The following is a 12,891-nucleotide window of genomic DNA, read 5'->3' as shown; positions in this document are numbered from 1 at the left end:
TCGTTCTTCTGTGTGCTGGAGATCACTGGAAGAAGGACATGCACCGCAGCAGTATCCTCAGAAGACCACATCTCATGAACGCTTCGAAAGAAATATTATTCACACTAAAAGGCCATGTTCTCATCATACTTTTTTTCATCTGCAACTTCATTTTCGCAGGTTCGGTCTCATACGCCGCAGATGCGTATATCGTAGTCAATCAGGGTTCATTCGCGACAGTGGAAGAAGCTGCCTTTGGCGAAAAGCAGGTTAATTACTTCGATAGTGATCTCAGTGACGAACGTGCAGCGACCGAATGCTATGCTGCGATTGAACTTAGGAATTTTCTCGGGAAAGTTTCAAAATACGATTCATCCGATATTCACTTCACCCCACCGACGAAGCTTCCAGCAGAAGGAGACGTTTTCATCCTTGGAAGCTCAGGCTCGAACAAACTCATCGTTCCGAAAGGAGCCGAAGAATTCGAATCGGACCAAGCGTATCGAATCCGTTCGGTCTTCGAAAACGATAGAATTATCACGACAATCGAAGGCGCGGAACGTGTAGGAACGCTCTACGGCGTATACCGCTATCTGGAACAGCTGGGCATAAATTTTATCGGCCTTGGAGAAATGGGAACGGTGATGCCTTCCGCAAAAATTGAGATCCCGCGGAATCTAAAAATCGCCGAATCACCATCCTTCTTAACCCGAGGCTACTGGGCTTGGGGCGACCGTGATTGTGATCCGGAATTTTTCGAATGGATGGCGCGGAATAGAATGAACTTTTGGACCGCTCAAAATCAACCAGTAAAAACACTCAAAAAGCTGGGAATCAAGCTCACGGATGGCGGTCACCTCATCCAACGGCTTTTTATCAATCCGGAATCTCAATATCGCTACCAGCACCAGCGATTCGATAACGACCCGCAACTGACGGAAGATCCCTATCCTGTAAGCGCGGAATATCTGGGCGACGAAAACCAAGATGGATTGCTGTCCAATTATGAAGCACATCCGGAATGGTATGGCCTCCAAAAAGGGGAGCGTGCCAGGATCATAAAAGACAAAGGAGGCGTCAATTTCTGCACCTCCAATGCCCATGCGCGAAAGGAGCTCGCACGAAATATGGTGTCAGCTCTGATTGAAGGGGAATGGAAATTTGTCGATGTCGTAAACTTCTGGATGCTCGACTACGGAACCTGGTGCGAATGCGACGAGTGCAAAGCCGATGGCACTGAAACCGATAGATTATTTCTAGTCGTAAATGACGTCCTCAAGGAGCTGAAATCCGCCCGCGAAAAGGGATTGCTGAACAGAACAGTGGAAATCAGCGCCATCGCCTATGCCGAGACGTTAACCCCACCCCAAAAGCCTCTGCCCGAAGACTACGATTACGAAAATTCCTCGGTATCCTTTTTTCCAATCCGTCGCTGCTTCGCCCACCCATTCGCGGACGACAAATGCTCGGAGCTAAATCATAGCCAACTCGAAGCCTACGAAAGCTGGATCGAAAGCAACGGGGGACGTTTCAAAGGCAGCATGTTCATCGGGGAATACTACAACATTAGTAAATTTAAATCGCTGCCTCTGGTATTCACCAATGTGATCACGACTGATGTGCCGTGGTATTTTGAAAACGGCGCGCGACACTTTCACTACATGCATGTCCCCACAAAGCTCTGGGGAACCTGGTCGCTGAACCAATATTTGTTGGGAAGAATCTTGTGGGATGTAAAACTGGATACCCCGCAATTTCTGGAAGACTACTATCAATCATTTTATCCCACAACGGCCGACACGACGAGGCAGATGTATGAGCAGCTGGAAATTGTATCCGCCAACATGAAAATCCTGAAACATGATGTCGGGACGCCATGGCATTTCAATTTGGCGGAAAATTTTTTGAAGGGAGATATGTTCCAGCTTGAGCATTTCAAATACGAGCCTACGGCCAGTTCCATCAACCGCGCTCCATCCATGGTGGAGGTCATGCAGGCAGCAACCAAGGCTCACGATCTGATGAAGAAATCGTTGGCTGAGTGTGCTGATGAAACAGAACGGAAACGTCTTTTGGAAGACAACCGGCGCGTCGAATATGGATACCACATGGCGATGTATCTCTACCACATCGTGCGGACAGCGATGTTCCATCAAGAGGGAAACACTAAGCTGGCCAGAGCTGAGTTTATCAAGCTGGAAGCTCACGCAAATAAATTACGGCAAGTCACCGAGCTCGTGAATGTATCTGCTGAAGATGCGAATTCCAAAAATGGTTTCGAAGCCGCTCATTCGGTAAAGCAGTTCAATACATTCAAGAAATTATACGGGAAGAAACACTAAGGTTGTGGAAGCCTCACTCGCGGCTCACCCGCATGAAACGCCGGAGACAGAATCCAAATTTAACTTCTGAAGAGTCTTTCTTACAAATTTTACTGCTGCATTTGTAATCTTTCTAAACCGGACAATATCAGCGGCCGAGGTAACGATTCTAGTGAACCCCGGAATGTCAGTTATGGACGCACAGGTGGACAAGATCCTGGATTCCACGGAGGAAAATCATCTCTTGGAAAATACTACCATTATTTTCACCAGTGATATCTTGGCGAGCAGGGCTTCTCGGCCAAGGTCAGCCTACGAGATGTCTTTAAACTTTGGAGGATCAATCTCCATTCTTTGTAGGAGGCTGGATTTGCCAATTCTTGGGTGGCTTGAAACCTTTGGCTTCCGCTTTAATTTCTTCGCCACTGAGCATTTCCTGTTGTAAATCGCACCACGTTACCAACTTCCCTGCCATCGTTTGGACGATCTCCAAATGATCCGATGCGACATTGTCTTTCTCCAATGGATCTTCCGGCATGCGATACAACCGAACTTCGTGCTTCGTGGTAAAACCTTTACGAAGCTCTGCGCCGGTCACGATCAATTTCCACGGGAAAGAATATAGTGAGGCCTCTTCCGTGCCCTGCCCGTAATAGGAATACCAGTCGCGCTCTTTGAAACCTTCATCATCGCCGCGTAGCAATCCGTTTAAACTCATCCCATCCAGCGGTTTGCCCGGGACTTCGCCGGCTTTCGGATCGATTCCCGCACTATCCAGAACGGTTGGAAGTATATCGATGTATCCTATCGTATTTTCTATTTTCCGCCCACCAGGCCATGCCGCAGGCCAGCGCACACAGGCAGCCACCCGCGTGCCACCTTCGAGACAAGTCCCCTTGGTTCCATTCAATGGTAAATTATAGCCGGGAGGATTTAGCCTGCAAAGGCATGTGCGGAGCATTGAACGGGACATAACAAAAATAGGGTGACTCCTCCTTCGCTTTTTCCAAAATAAACGCTGAAGCGGATGCCGCGATCAGATCTGTGGAATAGCCTTCCTTTTCAGACGGCTCATAATGATATGCCAATCGCGTTCCCCATCGCGCGTGTGCTTGAAATAATCGATGTAGCCATTGTAGTGCCCCTCGAAATGGGTAAACCCCTGCGATAGCGGATGACACCTTTCGATATCTCCCTATTTCTTACCGGAGCAAGCGCTTCTCAAAACCCGCCAGCGGCAAAATGACAGATAGCCGAGTCTTCAGTTTCTCAAGCTCAGGCTTTTTCGAAAAAAAGTGTGAACTCCTGTCTATTATAAGTCAGGTGGGTGCGGGCCACGAAAGTCAGACCCGCCTTTTCCGCAATCTCCAGAACTTCTTTTTCCAGGGAATCAATCTCCGGAATAGATTCCGCGCCGGTGGTTTTGAGCGTAAAGATAACGATTCCCCCGGGGTTCAAAAAATCAGTAAGACGTGTGACGTGGGCTATCGCCTGACGTGGTGGTCCATTCATATCGGACAAAATCGCGTCATAGCGGGCTCCCCGTGGCGGGATAAATTCCGAGACATCGTCCCGCAGAAAAGTCAGTGCCTTGTAGGCATTGAGACGCGCATCCAACGGAGCCCGGTCAATTGCCGTGACGCGGTAGTTCCGCTTCAGAAGCTCAGAGGTCATGCCGCCGGGACTTGCGCCAAGCTCCAGCCAATGGCTACCTTCCGGCAAATCGGGGCGGAACATTCCCAGATAATGCAGGGCTTCCGCCACCTTTGCGCCAGCACGGCTGATGGTATCCTCCGCGTTTTGGCTAATGTATTTCGTGCCACCCGGGTAAAAGCCGTTGGACTCCTTCGGGCTGGCCATTCCGCAGAACAGCCCCTCCTTGCCAAGCATGCAGAATAGGGTTTTCCGTGAGGAATTTTGATCCTCCGCAGCTTTCGGAGCACGCTCCGGAAACTCGAACACCTGCAACGCGCGGCCCCGGAAGTTCGAAGCCAAAGCTTTGTAATAGCGCTTCGTCGAACTCGGATCGAGCTGACCTACGAGCATGGTCTGTGGATTGAGACTCTCGAATTTGTAGTAAATCGTTTGGGCAGCTTTTTCAATAAAGCCATCCATTTTCTCCGGATTGCACGGCCATGAGTGCTCCACGGGAATATGCCAGCGGATAAACCTGGCCGCAGGAGAGTTTGTAATTCGCTCTGCGTGCTCCGTCTGGAAAAGGTAGTATTCGCTACCGAGCCGCTTCACCTTTTCCGCAGCAAGGATTTCCAGAATTTCCCTGGTGTAAGAGGAAAAAACTTCCGAGATGCGGATTAGATGGGCGGACATGCATATTGGTGGCGGCGTGTCTACCTGCGCAAAGCAAGTGAACACGCCGCCACGTTTGATTTTTACTTGCCGCGGTTGCTGCGGTCCTCGCCGCTGACGCTCTTGGCGGCACGCTTGCGGGCGTTTGCATCAAGAATACGCTTGCGGAGGCGGATGTTGAGCGGAGTCGCCTCGACGAGCTCGTCGGCATCGATGTATTCGATCGCACGCTCGAGGGAGAAGCGAATCGGCGGGGAGAGCTTGGAAGTCTTGTCCTTGCCGGAAGAGCGCATGTTATCGAGATGTTTCTCTTTCACAGGGTTCACCGGCATATCGCCGACGCGTGGGTTTTCACCGACGAGCATGCCGCCGTAGATGGCATCGTTCGGCCCGACGAAGAGAACTCCACGGTCTTCGAGTGCTTGCAGGGAATAAGTTGTCGCTGTGCCGGACTCCATGGAAACGAGAGTTCCCGTTGTGCGGGTCACGATCTCACCCGCGTGTGGTGCATACTCACGGAAAAGGTGGGACATGATGCCGTGGCCGGAAGTCAGGTTGACGATTTCCGTCTCGAAGCCGATGAGACCGCGAGTCGGAATCAGCGCTGTGATGAGCGTTTCACCGGAAGGCTCGGTTTCCATATTTTCCATCATTCCCTTGCGGTTGATGAGGGACTTCAGGATGCCCTGGGTATATTCGCCCGGAGACTCGATATAGAGGGTTTCGAACGGTTCGAGGAGTTTACCGGCCTCATCCCGGCGATAGATAACCGTCGGACGGGACACGCAGACCTCGAAGCCTTCGCGACGCATTGTTTCGACAAGAACGGCGATCTGCATCGCGCCACGTGCGGAGACATTGAAGACACCTGCTTGATCGGTATCTTCCACCTGCAGCGATACGTTGGTCTTGAGCTCGTGCATCAGACGCTCACGGATGGCGCGGGAGGTCACGTGCTTCCCTTCCTTACCGGCAAGCGGTCCGTCATTGATGGAAAACTCCATCGAAACGGTTGGAGGATCGATTTCCACAAATGGAAGTGGATCCTGCTCTTTTGTGGCGGCGAGGGTTTCACCGATGTCAATATCCTCGATACCTGCCGCGATTCCGACGATACCGCCGGCTTCGCCACCTTCCGAGTCCTCGGTGGCGAGTCCGGAATAGGAAAAGGTCTTCATGACCTTGGACTGTTGCTTGGTGCCGTCCTTGCGGAGGAGCCAAATGGTGTCACCCTTTTTCACAGAGCCTCCGAGGACTTTGCCAACAGCGACACGGCCCACGAAGCTGTCCCACTCGATATTGGACACGAGCATGTGGAAAGGAGCGTCAGGATCTGCCGCTGGCTCCGGGATGAACTCGACGATCTTCTTGAGCAGCGGGGTGCAATCGACACGCTCATCATCGGGGCTGTCCATAAAGTAGCCATCACGGGCTGAACCGTAGGAGAAAGGTGCTTCGAATTGCTCTTCGGTTGCGTCCAGATCGAGGAAAAGCTCGAGCACCTGATCGTGCACCTTCTGCGGATTGGAAAGCGGACGGTCGAGCTTGTTGACCACCACGATCGGCTTCAAGCCTTCCTGAAGCGCCTTCCGGAGCACGAAACGTGTCTGTGCCTGCGGGCCGCCTGCGGCATCCACTACGAGAAGAACGCCGTCCACCATTTTCATCACACGCTCCACTTCCGCTCCAAAGTCGGCGTGGCCCGGGGTATCAACGATATTGATGGTGTATCCTTCCCAGAGAATGGCAGTGTTTTTCGCCTTGATGGTAATGCCTTTCTCCTTCTCAAGATCCATGGAATCCATGGCGCGCTCTTGAGTGGCCTGGTTGTCACGATAGGTTCCGCCCGCCTGCAGGAGCTGATCAACGAGAGTGGTTTTCCCATGGTCAACGTGGGCGATAATGGCGAGATTGCGTATTTTAAGTGACATAACAAAAATAGAGTTCGGCGGCTTTGGGTGCGGGGCTATGGCGGGTTTTTCCTCCACTGGCAAGGCCGAAAGCGCAAAGCGGCATCTTCACGGTGGATTTTTTTACAAATTGTCACATGGTGCACCGAGGATGGAGCGATTGAGCACAAATTATTTTGAAAATGATCCCGTGGAGTGCGCCCGCGGCCTAATCGGCGCCGTTTTCCAATGGAACGGCTGCAGCGGCCGCATTGTGGAAACCGAAGGATACCGCGCCGCCGGTGATGAGGCCTGCCACACCTGGCACCGGAATACCGCCAGGAAATTCATCGCGGAGCGCCGCGCTGGCGATGCCTATGTTTATTTGAACTATGGAGTTCACTGGCTGTTCAATGTGCTCGTCAAAAGCGAGGGTGAATCCGGTTTTGTTCTTATCAGGGCCCTTGAGCCCTTGACCGGGATTGAACAGATGCAGTCCAGACGGGGAAATTTGAAGCTCCATCAACTCACCTCCGGCCCGGGGAAGCTCACGCGTGCCTTGGGGATCGATGGCACGGCCCACGGTGAGAGCTTTCTTCAATCCGGCTCCTGCGGGATCTTCACGGGAACCTCTGGCACGGTGGTCTCCGGACCACGGATAGGCATTTCTAAGGCAATTGATCTGCCATGGAGATTTGGCGAAAAGGGCTCACCCTTTCTCAGCTGCCGTTTCCAATAGACAATTGCATGTAAGGTATTCAAACTCACCTCCGTTGTCTAATAGACCTCTGGGTGCGTTACTTTCTGTTTAACCGCCCACAGACAACATGTCGCTCATTTTTCCCATCAAACCCACCACGCCAATGCGCAAGAGAAACGCTCTGACACTTTCCACTTTATCTCTATTCAGCCTGGCTCCCTCCGCCTACGCCGTGGAGAGCTTCCCGGCAGCCAACGGCTTGGAGCGCACATTGATTGCCGAGCAACCGCTTCTGAAAAATCCGGTATCCGTGTCGGTGGATGTCGATGGCACAATCTATGTCACGGAAACCGCACGCCGCCGTGCTGCGGATCTTGATGTTCGCCAGTTCACCAAAGAAGGATGGGTCCCACGGGATCTCTCTCTCACTACTATCGAGGACAAGGAAAAGTTTTTCCGGGAGCAGCTCAATGGCACGAACAAATTCGGCAGCCAGGATCTCGCGGATCACAACAAGGATGGGAAAATCGATATCGAGGATCTCACCGCAATCTCTGAGCGGATTGTCCGTATTACCGACAAGGACAATGATGGCACCTATGATACTTCCAACGTTTTTGCGGAAGGCTTCAATACCGAGGTGACCGGAATCGCCGCAGGGGTTCTCGCCTGGCGGGGAGATGTTTATACTACGATCGCCCCGGACATGTGGAAGCTTCGCGACAATGACGGTGATGGTAAATCCGACGAGCGGAAATCCCTTGCCCATGGCTTTGGCATTCATATCGCCTACGCCGGCCATGATATGCACGGTCTGACGCTTGGTCCGGACGGACGCATCTATTGGTCAATCGGTGACAAGGGAACCAACGTCACCACAGAAGCCGGGAAAAATTTCTATGCACCCCACACCGGCTCTGTGCTCCGCTGCTATCCGGATGGCTCCGGCTTCGAGATCTATGCCACAGGCCTTCGTAATCCGCAGGAGATCGCTTTCGATCAATACGGAAATTTGTTCTCCGTCGATAACGACTCGGATCAGAAAGGCGAGCGCGAGCGCTTTCTCCACATCACCGAGAGCTCGGACTCCGGATGGCGCTGCTACTACCAATACCGTGGCTCCGATTACAACCCGTGGATGGAAGAAAGCCTTTCCGTGCCTTCCGGCGAGTTCCAGCCTGCCTACATCACTCCCACCAATGGCAACTACTCCGATGGCCCTGCGGGCTTCGCGTTCAATCCGGGCACAGCTCTCAATGAGAAATATCGGAACTCCTTTTTTGTAAGCGAATTCACCCGCGGAAACATCCGTTCGTTCAAAGTGAAACCCAAGGGAGCAACTTTTGAAATGACGGATGAGCACATCGTCCTTTCCGGCCCGATGAATATCGGGATGAACTTCGGCCCGGACGGAGCCCTGTATTCTGCAGACTGGGCTGGCGGCTATCCTCTCAACGAAAAGGGAGCCGTGTGGAAGCTCGACGACCCCTCCGTGGCCCAGACAGCCATTCGCGCGGAGGTAGCGAAAATGCTCAAAGAAGGCCCCGGAGCAGCATCGACAGAAGAGCTGACAAAACGACTCTCACATCCTGATCAGCGCGTCCGTCTTGATGCCCAATGGGAACTGGCCCACCGCGGAGCGAAGACCGAGCTTTCCACCATCGCCGCCTCTGACAGCTCGGATCAAATGGCCGTGATCCATGCACTCTGGGGGCTCGCCCAGCTGAAAGCCTTCGATATCTCCGTTTTTGAAAAATGCACTGGAAGCAAAGATCCCGAGATTCGTGCCCAAGCTTTCCACTATGCTTCGGAAGCTCTGCGTTTCTCACCAGAACTCTCAAAAGTCGCCGAGCGCGGCATCAACCGTGCAATGGAAGACGACAGCCCGCGTGTCCGGTATTTCGCAGCCATGGCTGCTTACAAGTTAGCGAGTCAATCATCGCTGCCCGCCGTTATTGAAATGCTCGCAAACAACGACAACCGGGATGCGTATCTCCGCCACGCAGGTGCGCTGGCTCTCTCGGTTTCCGGGGCTGAGGAAATTACCGCAAACGCGTCCACCCACCGCTCAAGTTCTGTGCGCCTTGCGGCAGCCGTCGCCCTGCGGAGACTTTCCTCACTATTGGTCTCAAAACTCCTGCTCGATAAGAACCCGCAGGTCGTGGCTGAAGCCGCCCATGCCATCTACGATGAGCCTGCGATTCCCGAGGCATTTCCGGCACTCGCCGCAACACTGAGCCTCAACCCGGATTCCGTGGAGCCAACCATCCGCCGTGCCATCGCCGCTAACCGCCGCCTGGGAGATTCTGCTTCCGCAGCGACACTTCTGGAATACGCGCAGCTGGAAGCCGCCCCGAAAGAGCTCCGGATCGCTGCACTCAAGGCACTTGCCTCTTGGGGAGACGGGACCGAGCTCGACAGCGTTGATGGACGCTACTACCCGCTGGAGCCCGCGGATAAGAACATCGCCCGGAGGGCATTCAAAGCCTCTGCCGATGAGCTCCAGAATCACCCCGACAAAGATATTTCCGCCGGTGCGGCTGCCGTCGCAAAATCACTGGGGATGATCGCCGATGAAAAGACGCTAGCCAAGCAGGCTCTGGATACTTCCCTCGATGACGCTCCACGTCTCCGTGCGCTGGATAACCTCAACACTCCGGAATCGAAGCTTTTCAAGAAAACCGCGCTCAGCCTTTTGAAAGACCCGTCCCCAGCAATCCGCACCCATGCAGCGGCTCTGCTTATGGAAGCGCATCCGGAAGCAGTCTCCCAATATGCCAAAGACGTTCTGGAAAACTCCAGGGATATCACCGAGCGCCAGCAGATCATCATGCTTTTAGGGAAGGCTAAACAGAGCGCCCTACTGAAGCCGCTTTTGAAAAAGGCGATTGAAAATCCTACCGTCGCCTCCGGCCCCTACGATCCCGCCTTACTGCTGGAGCTGATGGAAGCATTGCCGAAAGGAAGGCTCACGGAACTGAATGAAAAACTCGCAAGTCTCGGTGATGCGGGCACCCACCTGGCATCGCTTTCCGGAGGAGATCCGGCGATCGGCGAGCAAATTTTCAATGCGCACCTTGCCGCCCAATGCACCGCCTGCCACCGCATCGGGGACGAAGGGAGCGAGGTTGGCCCGCCGCTTACTGAAATTGGAAAAAAAGGTTCGGCATACATCTTGGAATCGCTTGTCGCCCCACAGGCAAAAATCGCTTCCGGCTACGGAATGATGAGCGTCACAAAAAAGGATGGCAGCTCACTTGCCGGCGCATTGAAGACCGAAACCGAAGATTCCCTCATCCTCATTCAGCCGGACAAATCCGAAGCGGTCGTCAAGGCCGCGGATATCGCCACACGCACTGAGGCAATGAGCCCCATGCCTCCGATGAATGGAATCCTCACTCCCCGGGAGATCCGTGATATCGTTGCCTTCCTGGATCTGCAGAAATAACGCACTCTTCCGCATCCAAATACCACGGAATGCCCAGCTCGCGGCTGCGCTGCAAATCCGCGATCACCTGGGCGCCAAGTAAAACGATCAAGGCGGCGGCCTCCATGGTAAGCAGCAGGATAATCGTCGTAGCCATTGAGCCATAGACCAGATTCACCAGGGACAGGTGGGTGAAATACCCCACCAGCGCACTGCGTAGAATTTCCCACAGCACTGCGGCAGTCAGCCCTCCGGATAGTGCCAGCTTGAAAGAGATTTTCGTGACAGGCATTACTTTGTATAGCGTGGTAAACAGCAGAACCAAACCTACGAAGCCCGCAAAATAGAGGCCGATTCCGGCAAGCCAATGCAGCTCGATGCGCATTCCGCCGAGCACCAGAATCCTTCCGGCTGTGGATTCCGCCACGGCGGTGACTGCCGTGATGAAAATCAATCCCACGGCTACGAGGCCTATGAATAAATACGGCAACAGGGCAGAGACCCAGAAGCTGCGCTTCACCGATGGAATCTTTTTATGAAAAATAATTGCGAAGGCGTTTTCCAGCACCCGGAAGGCCATCGAGCTAAAGAACAACAAGACTCCCACACCGATCCATCCCGCGAGTTTCCTGGTCTCCAGGAAAGTGCCTAACACCTCCACAAGCATCGGTGTTGCCTTCGGGGTGATCAGGCCGACTTCTGTCGTGATCGCATCCATGAGAATCTTCTCATCAAAAAATTGCGAGAAAACCACTATCATCACCGAGGCCAGAGGGATCAATGAGAGCATCGCGTTATAAGCGACCGCGCCGGTCAGCAGCAAACCGTTGTTTCGGAAAAAGAAATCACGAAATACCCGCTTTGCGAAATGTAACGTGCGGAAGAACGGCTGATTCACTGGGCGGAATCTAGGCTATCCAGCTGCCAGCGTCCAGTAGCGGATTTCCCGGGAGCCAGCCCGCGGAAGGCCCGTTTGCATTTCTCAAGATTTCGTCGATTTTTTGGGCGATGATGTTCCGCCCCCGTCTGATTTCCGCCCTTTTCACACTGACAGCCCTTCTCAATAGCTGCTCGTCCCACGCTACAGGTCAGGCAAAGTATTCAGTCCGGAAAGACGTGGTTTACACACCCGATCAATGGCCTGTGGAATTGGTGGCCGACCTCTACCAACCCAAGACCTCCGGAAGCACTCCCGCAGTGCTCCTCATTCATGGAGGCGGATGGAATGGCAGCGAACGCCGCAACGATATGGTGGGAGTCGCGAAGCAACTCGCAAAACACGGGTATTTCGTCATGAATGCCACCTATCGTCTCACACCGGATTGGAAGTATCCGGCACCTGTGGAGGATCTTGAGCAGGCGCTATCCTATCTGCGTAGCAATGCGGGAAGCCTCGGGATCGATACCTCACGTATCGGCACCTTCGGGTATTCCGCGGGCGGTCATCTTGCCGCACTTATTGGACTAAACCCCGATAACCGGATCCAAGCCATCGTGGCTGGTGGAGCGCCCACCGATCTCGCGCTGTGGCCGAATGGAAAACTTACCGGACTACTTATCGGCGGTCCATTGCAGGGAAACGAAGCCGCCTATCGCACTGCCTCACCGGTTAACCACGTGACACCCGATAGCCCGCCAATTTTCATCTACCACGGTTCCGAGGATACCTTGGTGCCGACCGCACATCCGCACGCACTGATTGCCGCATTGGAGGCAAATAACGTGGAGCATCAGGTTTATTGGATAAACGGACGCTCACACATTATGGCTCACCTTTTCCCTGCCGCTGCGATCAACGAATCCATCGATTTTCTCGATTCACTTCTGAAAAATTCCCGATGAGTCCGTCCCACAGCTCTCAGCGCAGCGGAAGACTGCGATCGTATTCCCGGAGCGCTCTCGCGTTGTTCTTCGTGCTCGCCGGTGCCAACCATTTCCGCTCTCCCGAGGTCTACATTTCAATGATCCCCCAGTGGCTTCCCGCACCGGTTTTGCTCAATCAAATCAGTGGAGCGGCGGAGATTGCGGGAGGATGCGGCCTGCTATTTCCTCAGGTCAGAAAACATGCCGCCACCGGTTTGATCCTATTGCTGATTGCTGTTTTCCCCGCCAACTTACATGTGGCGATCCACGGCTGGGACGGTATGGAAATTCCACGATGGATCCTCATCCTACGCCTCCCATTCCAGCTGCTCTTCATGGCTTGGGTGGCTTATGCCGCAGACTGGAAACCGTCATTTTCTCTAAAACGTAACTTCGGCTTCTAGC

The 12,891-nt window shown here is 53.5% G+C and carries 9 protein-coding genes; 5 read left to right on the top strand and 4 right to left on the bottom strand.

Going from position 1 to position 12,891, the window contains the following annotated elements; translation table 11 throughout:
• Positions 1 to 74: 74 nt before the first annotated feature.
• Positions 75 to 2,321: a DUF4838 domain-containing protein gene (locus ACFSSA_RS03345; RefSeq protein WP_386818358.1), complete on the top strand. Its 2,247-nt coding sequence runs from the start codon at positions 75 to 77 to the stop codon at positions 2,319 to 2,321.
• 319 nt (positions 2,322 to 2,640) lie between these two features.
• Here ACFSSA_RS03345 and ACFSSA_RS03340 read toward each other — a convergent pair whose 3' ends face one another.
• From ACFSSA_RS03340 to typA, 3 genes are all read right to left on the bottom strand, one after another.
• Positions 2,641 to 3,273: a sulfatase/phosphatase domain-containing protein gene (locus ACFSSA_RS03340; RefSeq protein WP_386818357.1), complete on the bottom strand. Its 633-nt coding sequence runs from the start codon at positions 3,271 to 3,273 to the stop codon at positions 2,641 to 2,643.
• Positions 3,274 to 3,575: 302 nt separating this feature from the next.
• Positions 3,576 to 4,628, bottom strand: coding sequence for an SAM-dependent methyltransferase (locus tag ACFSSA_RS03335; RefSeq protein WP_386818356.1), 1,053 nt, complete (start codon positions 4,626 to 4,628; stop codon positions 3,576 to 3,578).
• A gap of 62 nt (positions 4,629 to 4,690) precedes the next feature.
• Positions 4,691 to 6,538, bottom strand: a complete 1,848-nt coding sequence (typA, locus tag ACFSSA_RS03330) for a translational GTPase TypA (RefSeq protein WP_386818355.1) — start codon at positions 6,536 to 6,538, stop codon at positions 4,691 to 4,693.
• On the opposite strand from typA, the gene ACFSSA_RS03325 reads away from it, so the two are divergent.
• Together ACFSSA_RS03325 and ACFSSA_RS03320 are read left to right on the top strand one after the other, a co-directional pair.
• Positions 6,510 to 7,235 (top strand): DNA-3-methyladenine glycosylase, encoded by a 726-nt coding sequence (locus tag ACFSSA_RS03325; protein WP_386818354.1) that lies wholly within the window; start codon positions 6,510 to 6,512, stop codon positions 7,233 to 7,235. The two genes, typA and ACFSSA_RS03325, sit on opposite strands and share 29 nt — an antisense overlap.
• An 88-nt stretch (positions 7,236 to 7,323) precedes the next feature.
• Complete coding sequence (locus tag ACFSSA_RS03320; RefSeq protein ID WP_386818353.1) at positions 7,324 to 10,644, top strand: PVC-type heme-binding CxxCH protein; 3,321 nt, start codon at positions 7,324 to 7,326, stop codon at positions 10,642 to 10,644.
• Here ACFSSA_RS03320 and ACFSSA_RS03315 read toward each other — a convergent pair.
• Positions 10,592 to 11,521, bottom strand: coding sequence for a YihY/virulence factor BrkB family protein (locus ACFSSA_RS03315; protein ID WP_386818352.1), 930 nt, complete (start codon positions 11,519 to 11,521; stop codon positions 10,592 to 10,594). The two genes, ACFSSA_RS03320 and ACFSSA_RS03315, sit on opposite strands and share 53 nt — an antisense overlap.
• A gap of 110 nt (positions 11,522 to 11,631) precedes the next feature.
• On the opposite strand from ACFSSA_RS03315, the gene ACFSSA_RS03310 reads away from it, so the two are divergent.
• On the top strand, positions 11,632 to 12,465 hold the full coding sequence (locus ACFSSA_RS03310; RefSeq protein ID WP_386818351.1) for an alpha/beta hydrolase fold domain-containing protein: 834 nt from the start codon (positions 11,632 to 11,634) through the stop codon (positions 12,463 to 12,465).
• Entirely contained in the window at positions 12,462 to 12,890 is a 429-nt protein-coding gene (locus tag ACFSSA_RS03305) for a DoxX family protein (protein ID WP_386818350.1), read from the top strand. The genes ACFSSA_RS03310 and ACFSSA_RS03305 overlap by 4 nt, the downstream gene beginning before the upstream one ends.
• Position 12,891: the final 1 nt, after the last annotated feature.

Source organism: Luteolibacter algae, from assembly GCF_042683045.1.
GTDB classification, from domain to species: domain Bacteria; phylum Verrucomicrobiota; class Verrucomicrobiia; order Verrucomicrobiales; family Akkermansiaceae; genus Luteolibacter; species Luteolibacter algae.
The sequence above is the reverse complement of the archived record's forward strand: the minus strand, read 5'-3'. Positions and strand labels throughout refer to the sequence as shown.

Excerpts from the sequence above, each read along its gene's own strand:
- ACFSSA_RS03345 (WP_386818358.1), top strand. The coding sequence starts at position 75 with ATGAACGCTTCGAAAGAAATATTATTCACACTAAAAGGCCATGTTCTC.
- ACFSSA_RS03340 (WP_386818357.1), bottom strand. The coding sequence starts at position 3,273 with ATGTCCCGTTCAATGCTCCGCACATGCCTTTGCAGGCTAAATCCTCCC.
- ACFSSA_RS03335 (WP_386818356.1), bottom strand. The coding sequence starts at position 4,628 with ATGTCCGCCCATCTAATCCGCATCTCGGAAGTTTTTTCCTCTTACACC.
- ACFSSA_RS03325 (WP_386818354.1), top strand. The coding sequence starts at position 6,510 with ATGGCGAGATTGCGTATTTTAAGTGACATAACAAAAATAGAGTTCGGC.
- typA (WP_386818355.1), bottom strand. The coding sequence starts at position 6,538 with ATGTCACTTAAAATACGCAATCTCGCCATTATCGCCCACGTTGACCAT.
- ACFSSA_RS03320 (WP_386818353.1), top strand. The coding sequence starts at position 7,324 with ATGTCGCTCATTTTTCCCATCAAACCCACCACGCCAATGCGCAAGAGA.
- ACFSSA_RS03310 (WP_386818351.1), top strand. The coding sequence starts at position 11,632 with ATGATGTTCCGCCCCCGTCTGATTTCCGCCCTTTTCACACTGACAGCC.
- ACFSSA_RS03305 (WP_386818350.1), top strand. The coding sequence starts at position 12,462 with ATGAGTCCGTCCCACAGCTCTCAGCGCAGCGGAAGACTGCGATCGTAT.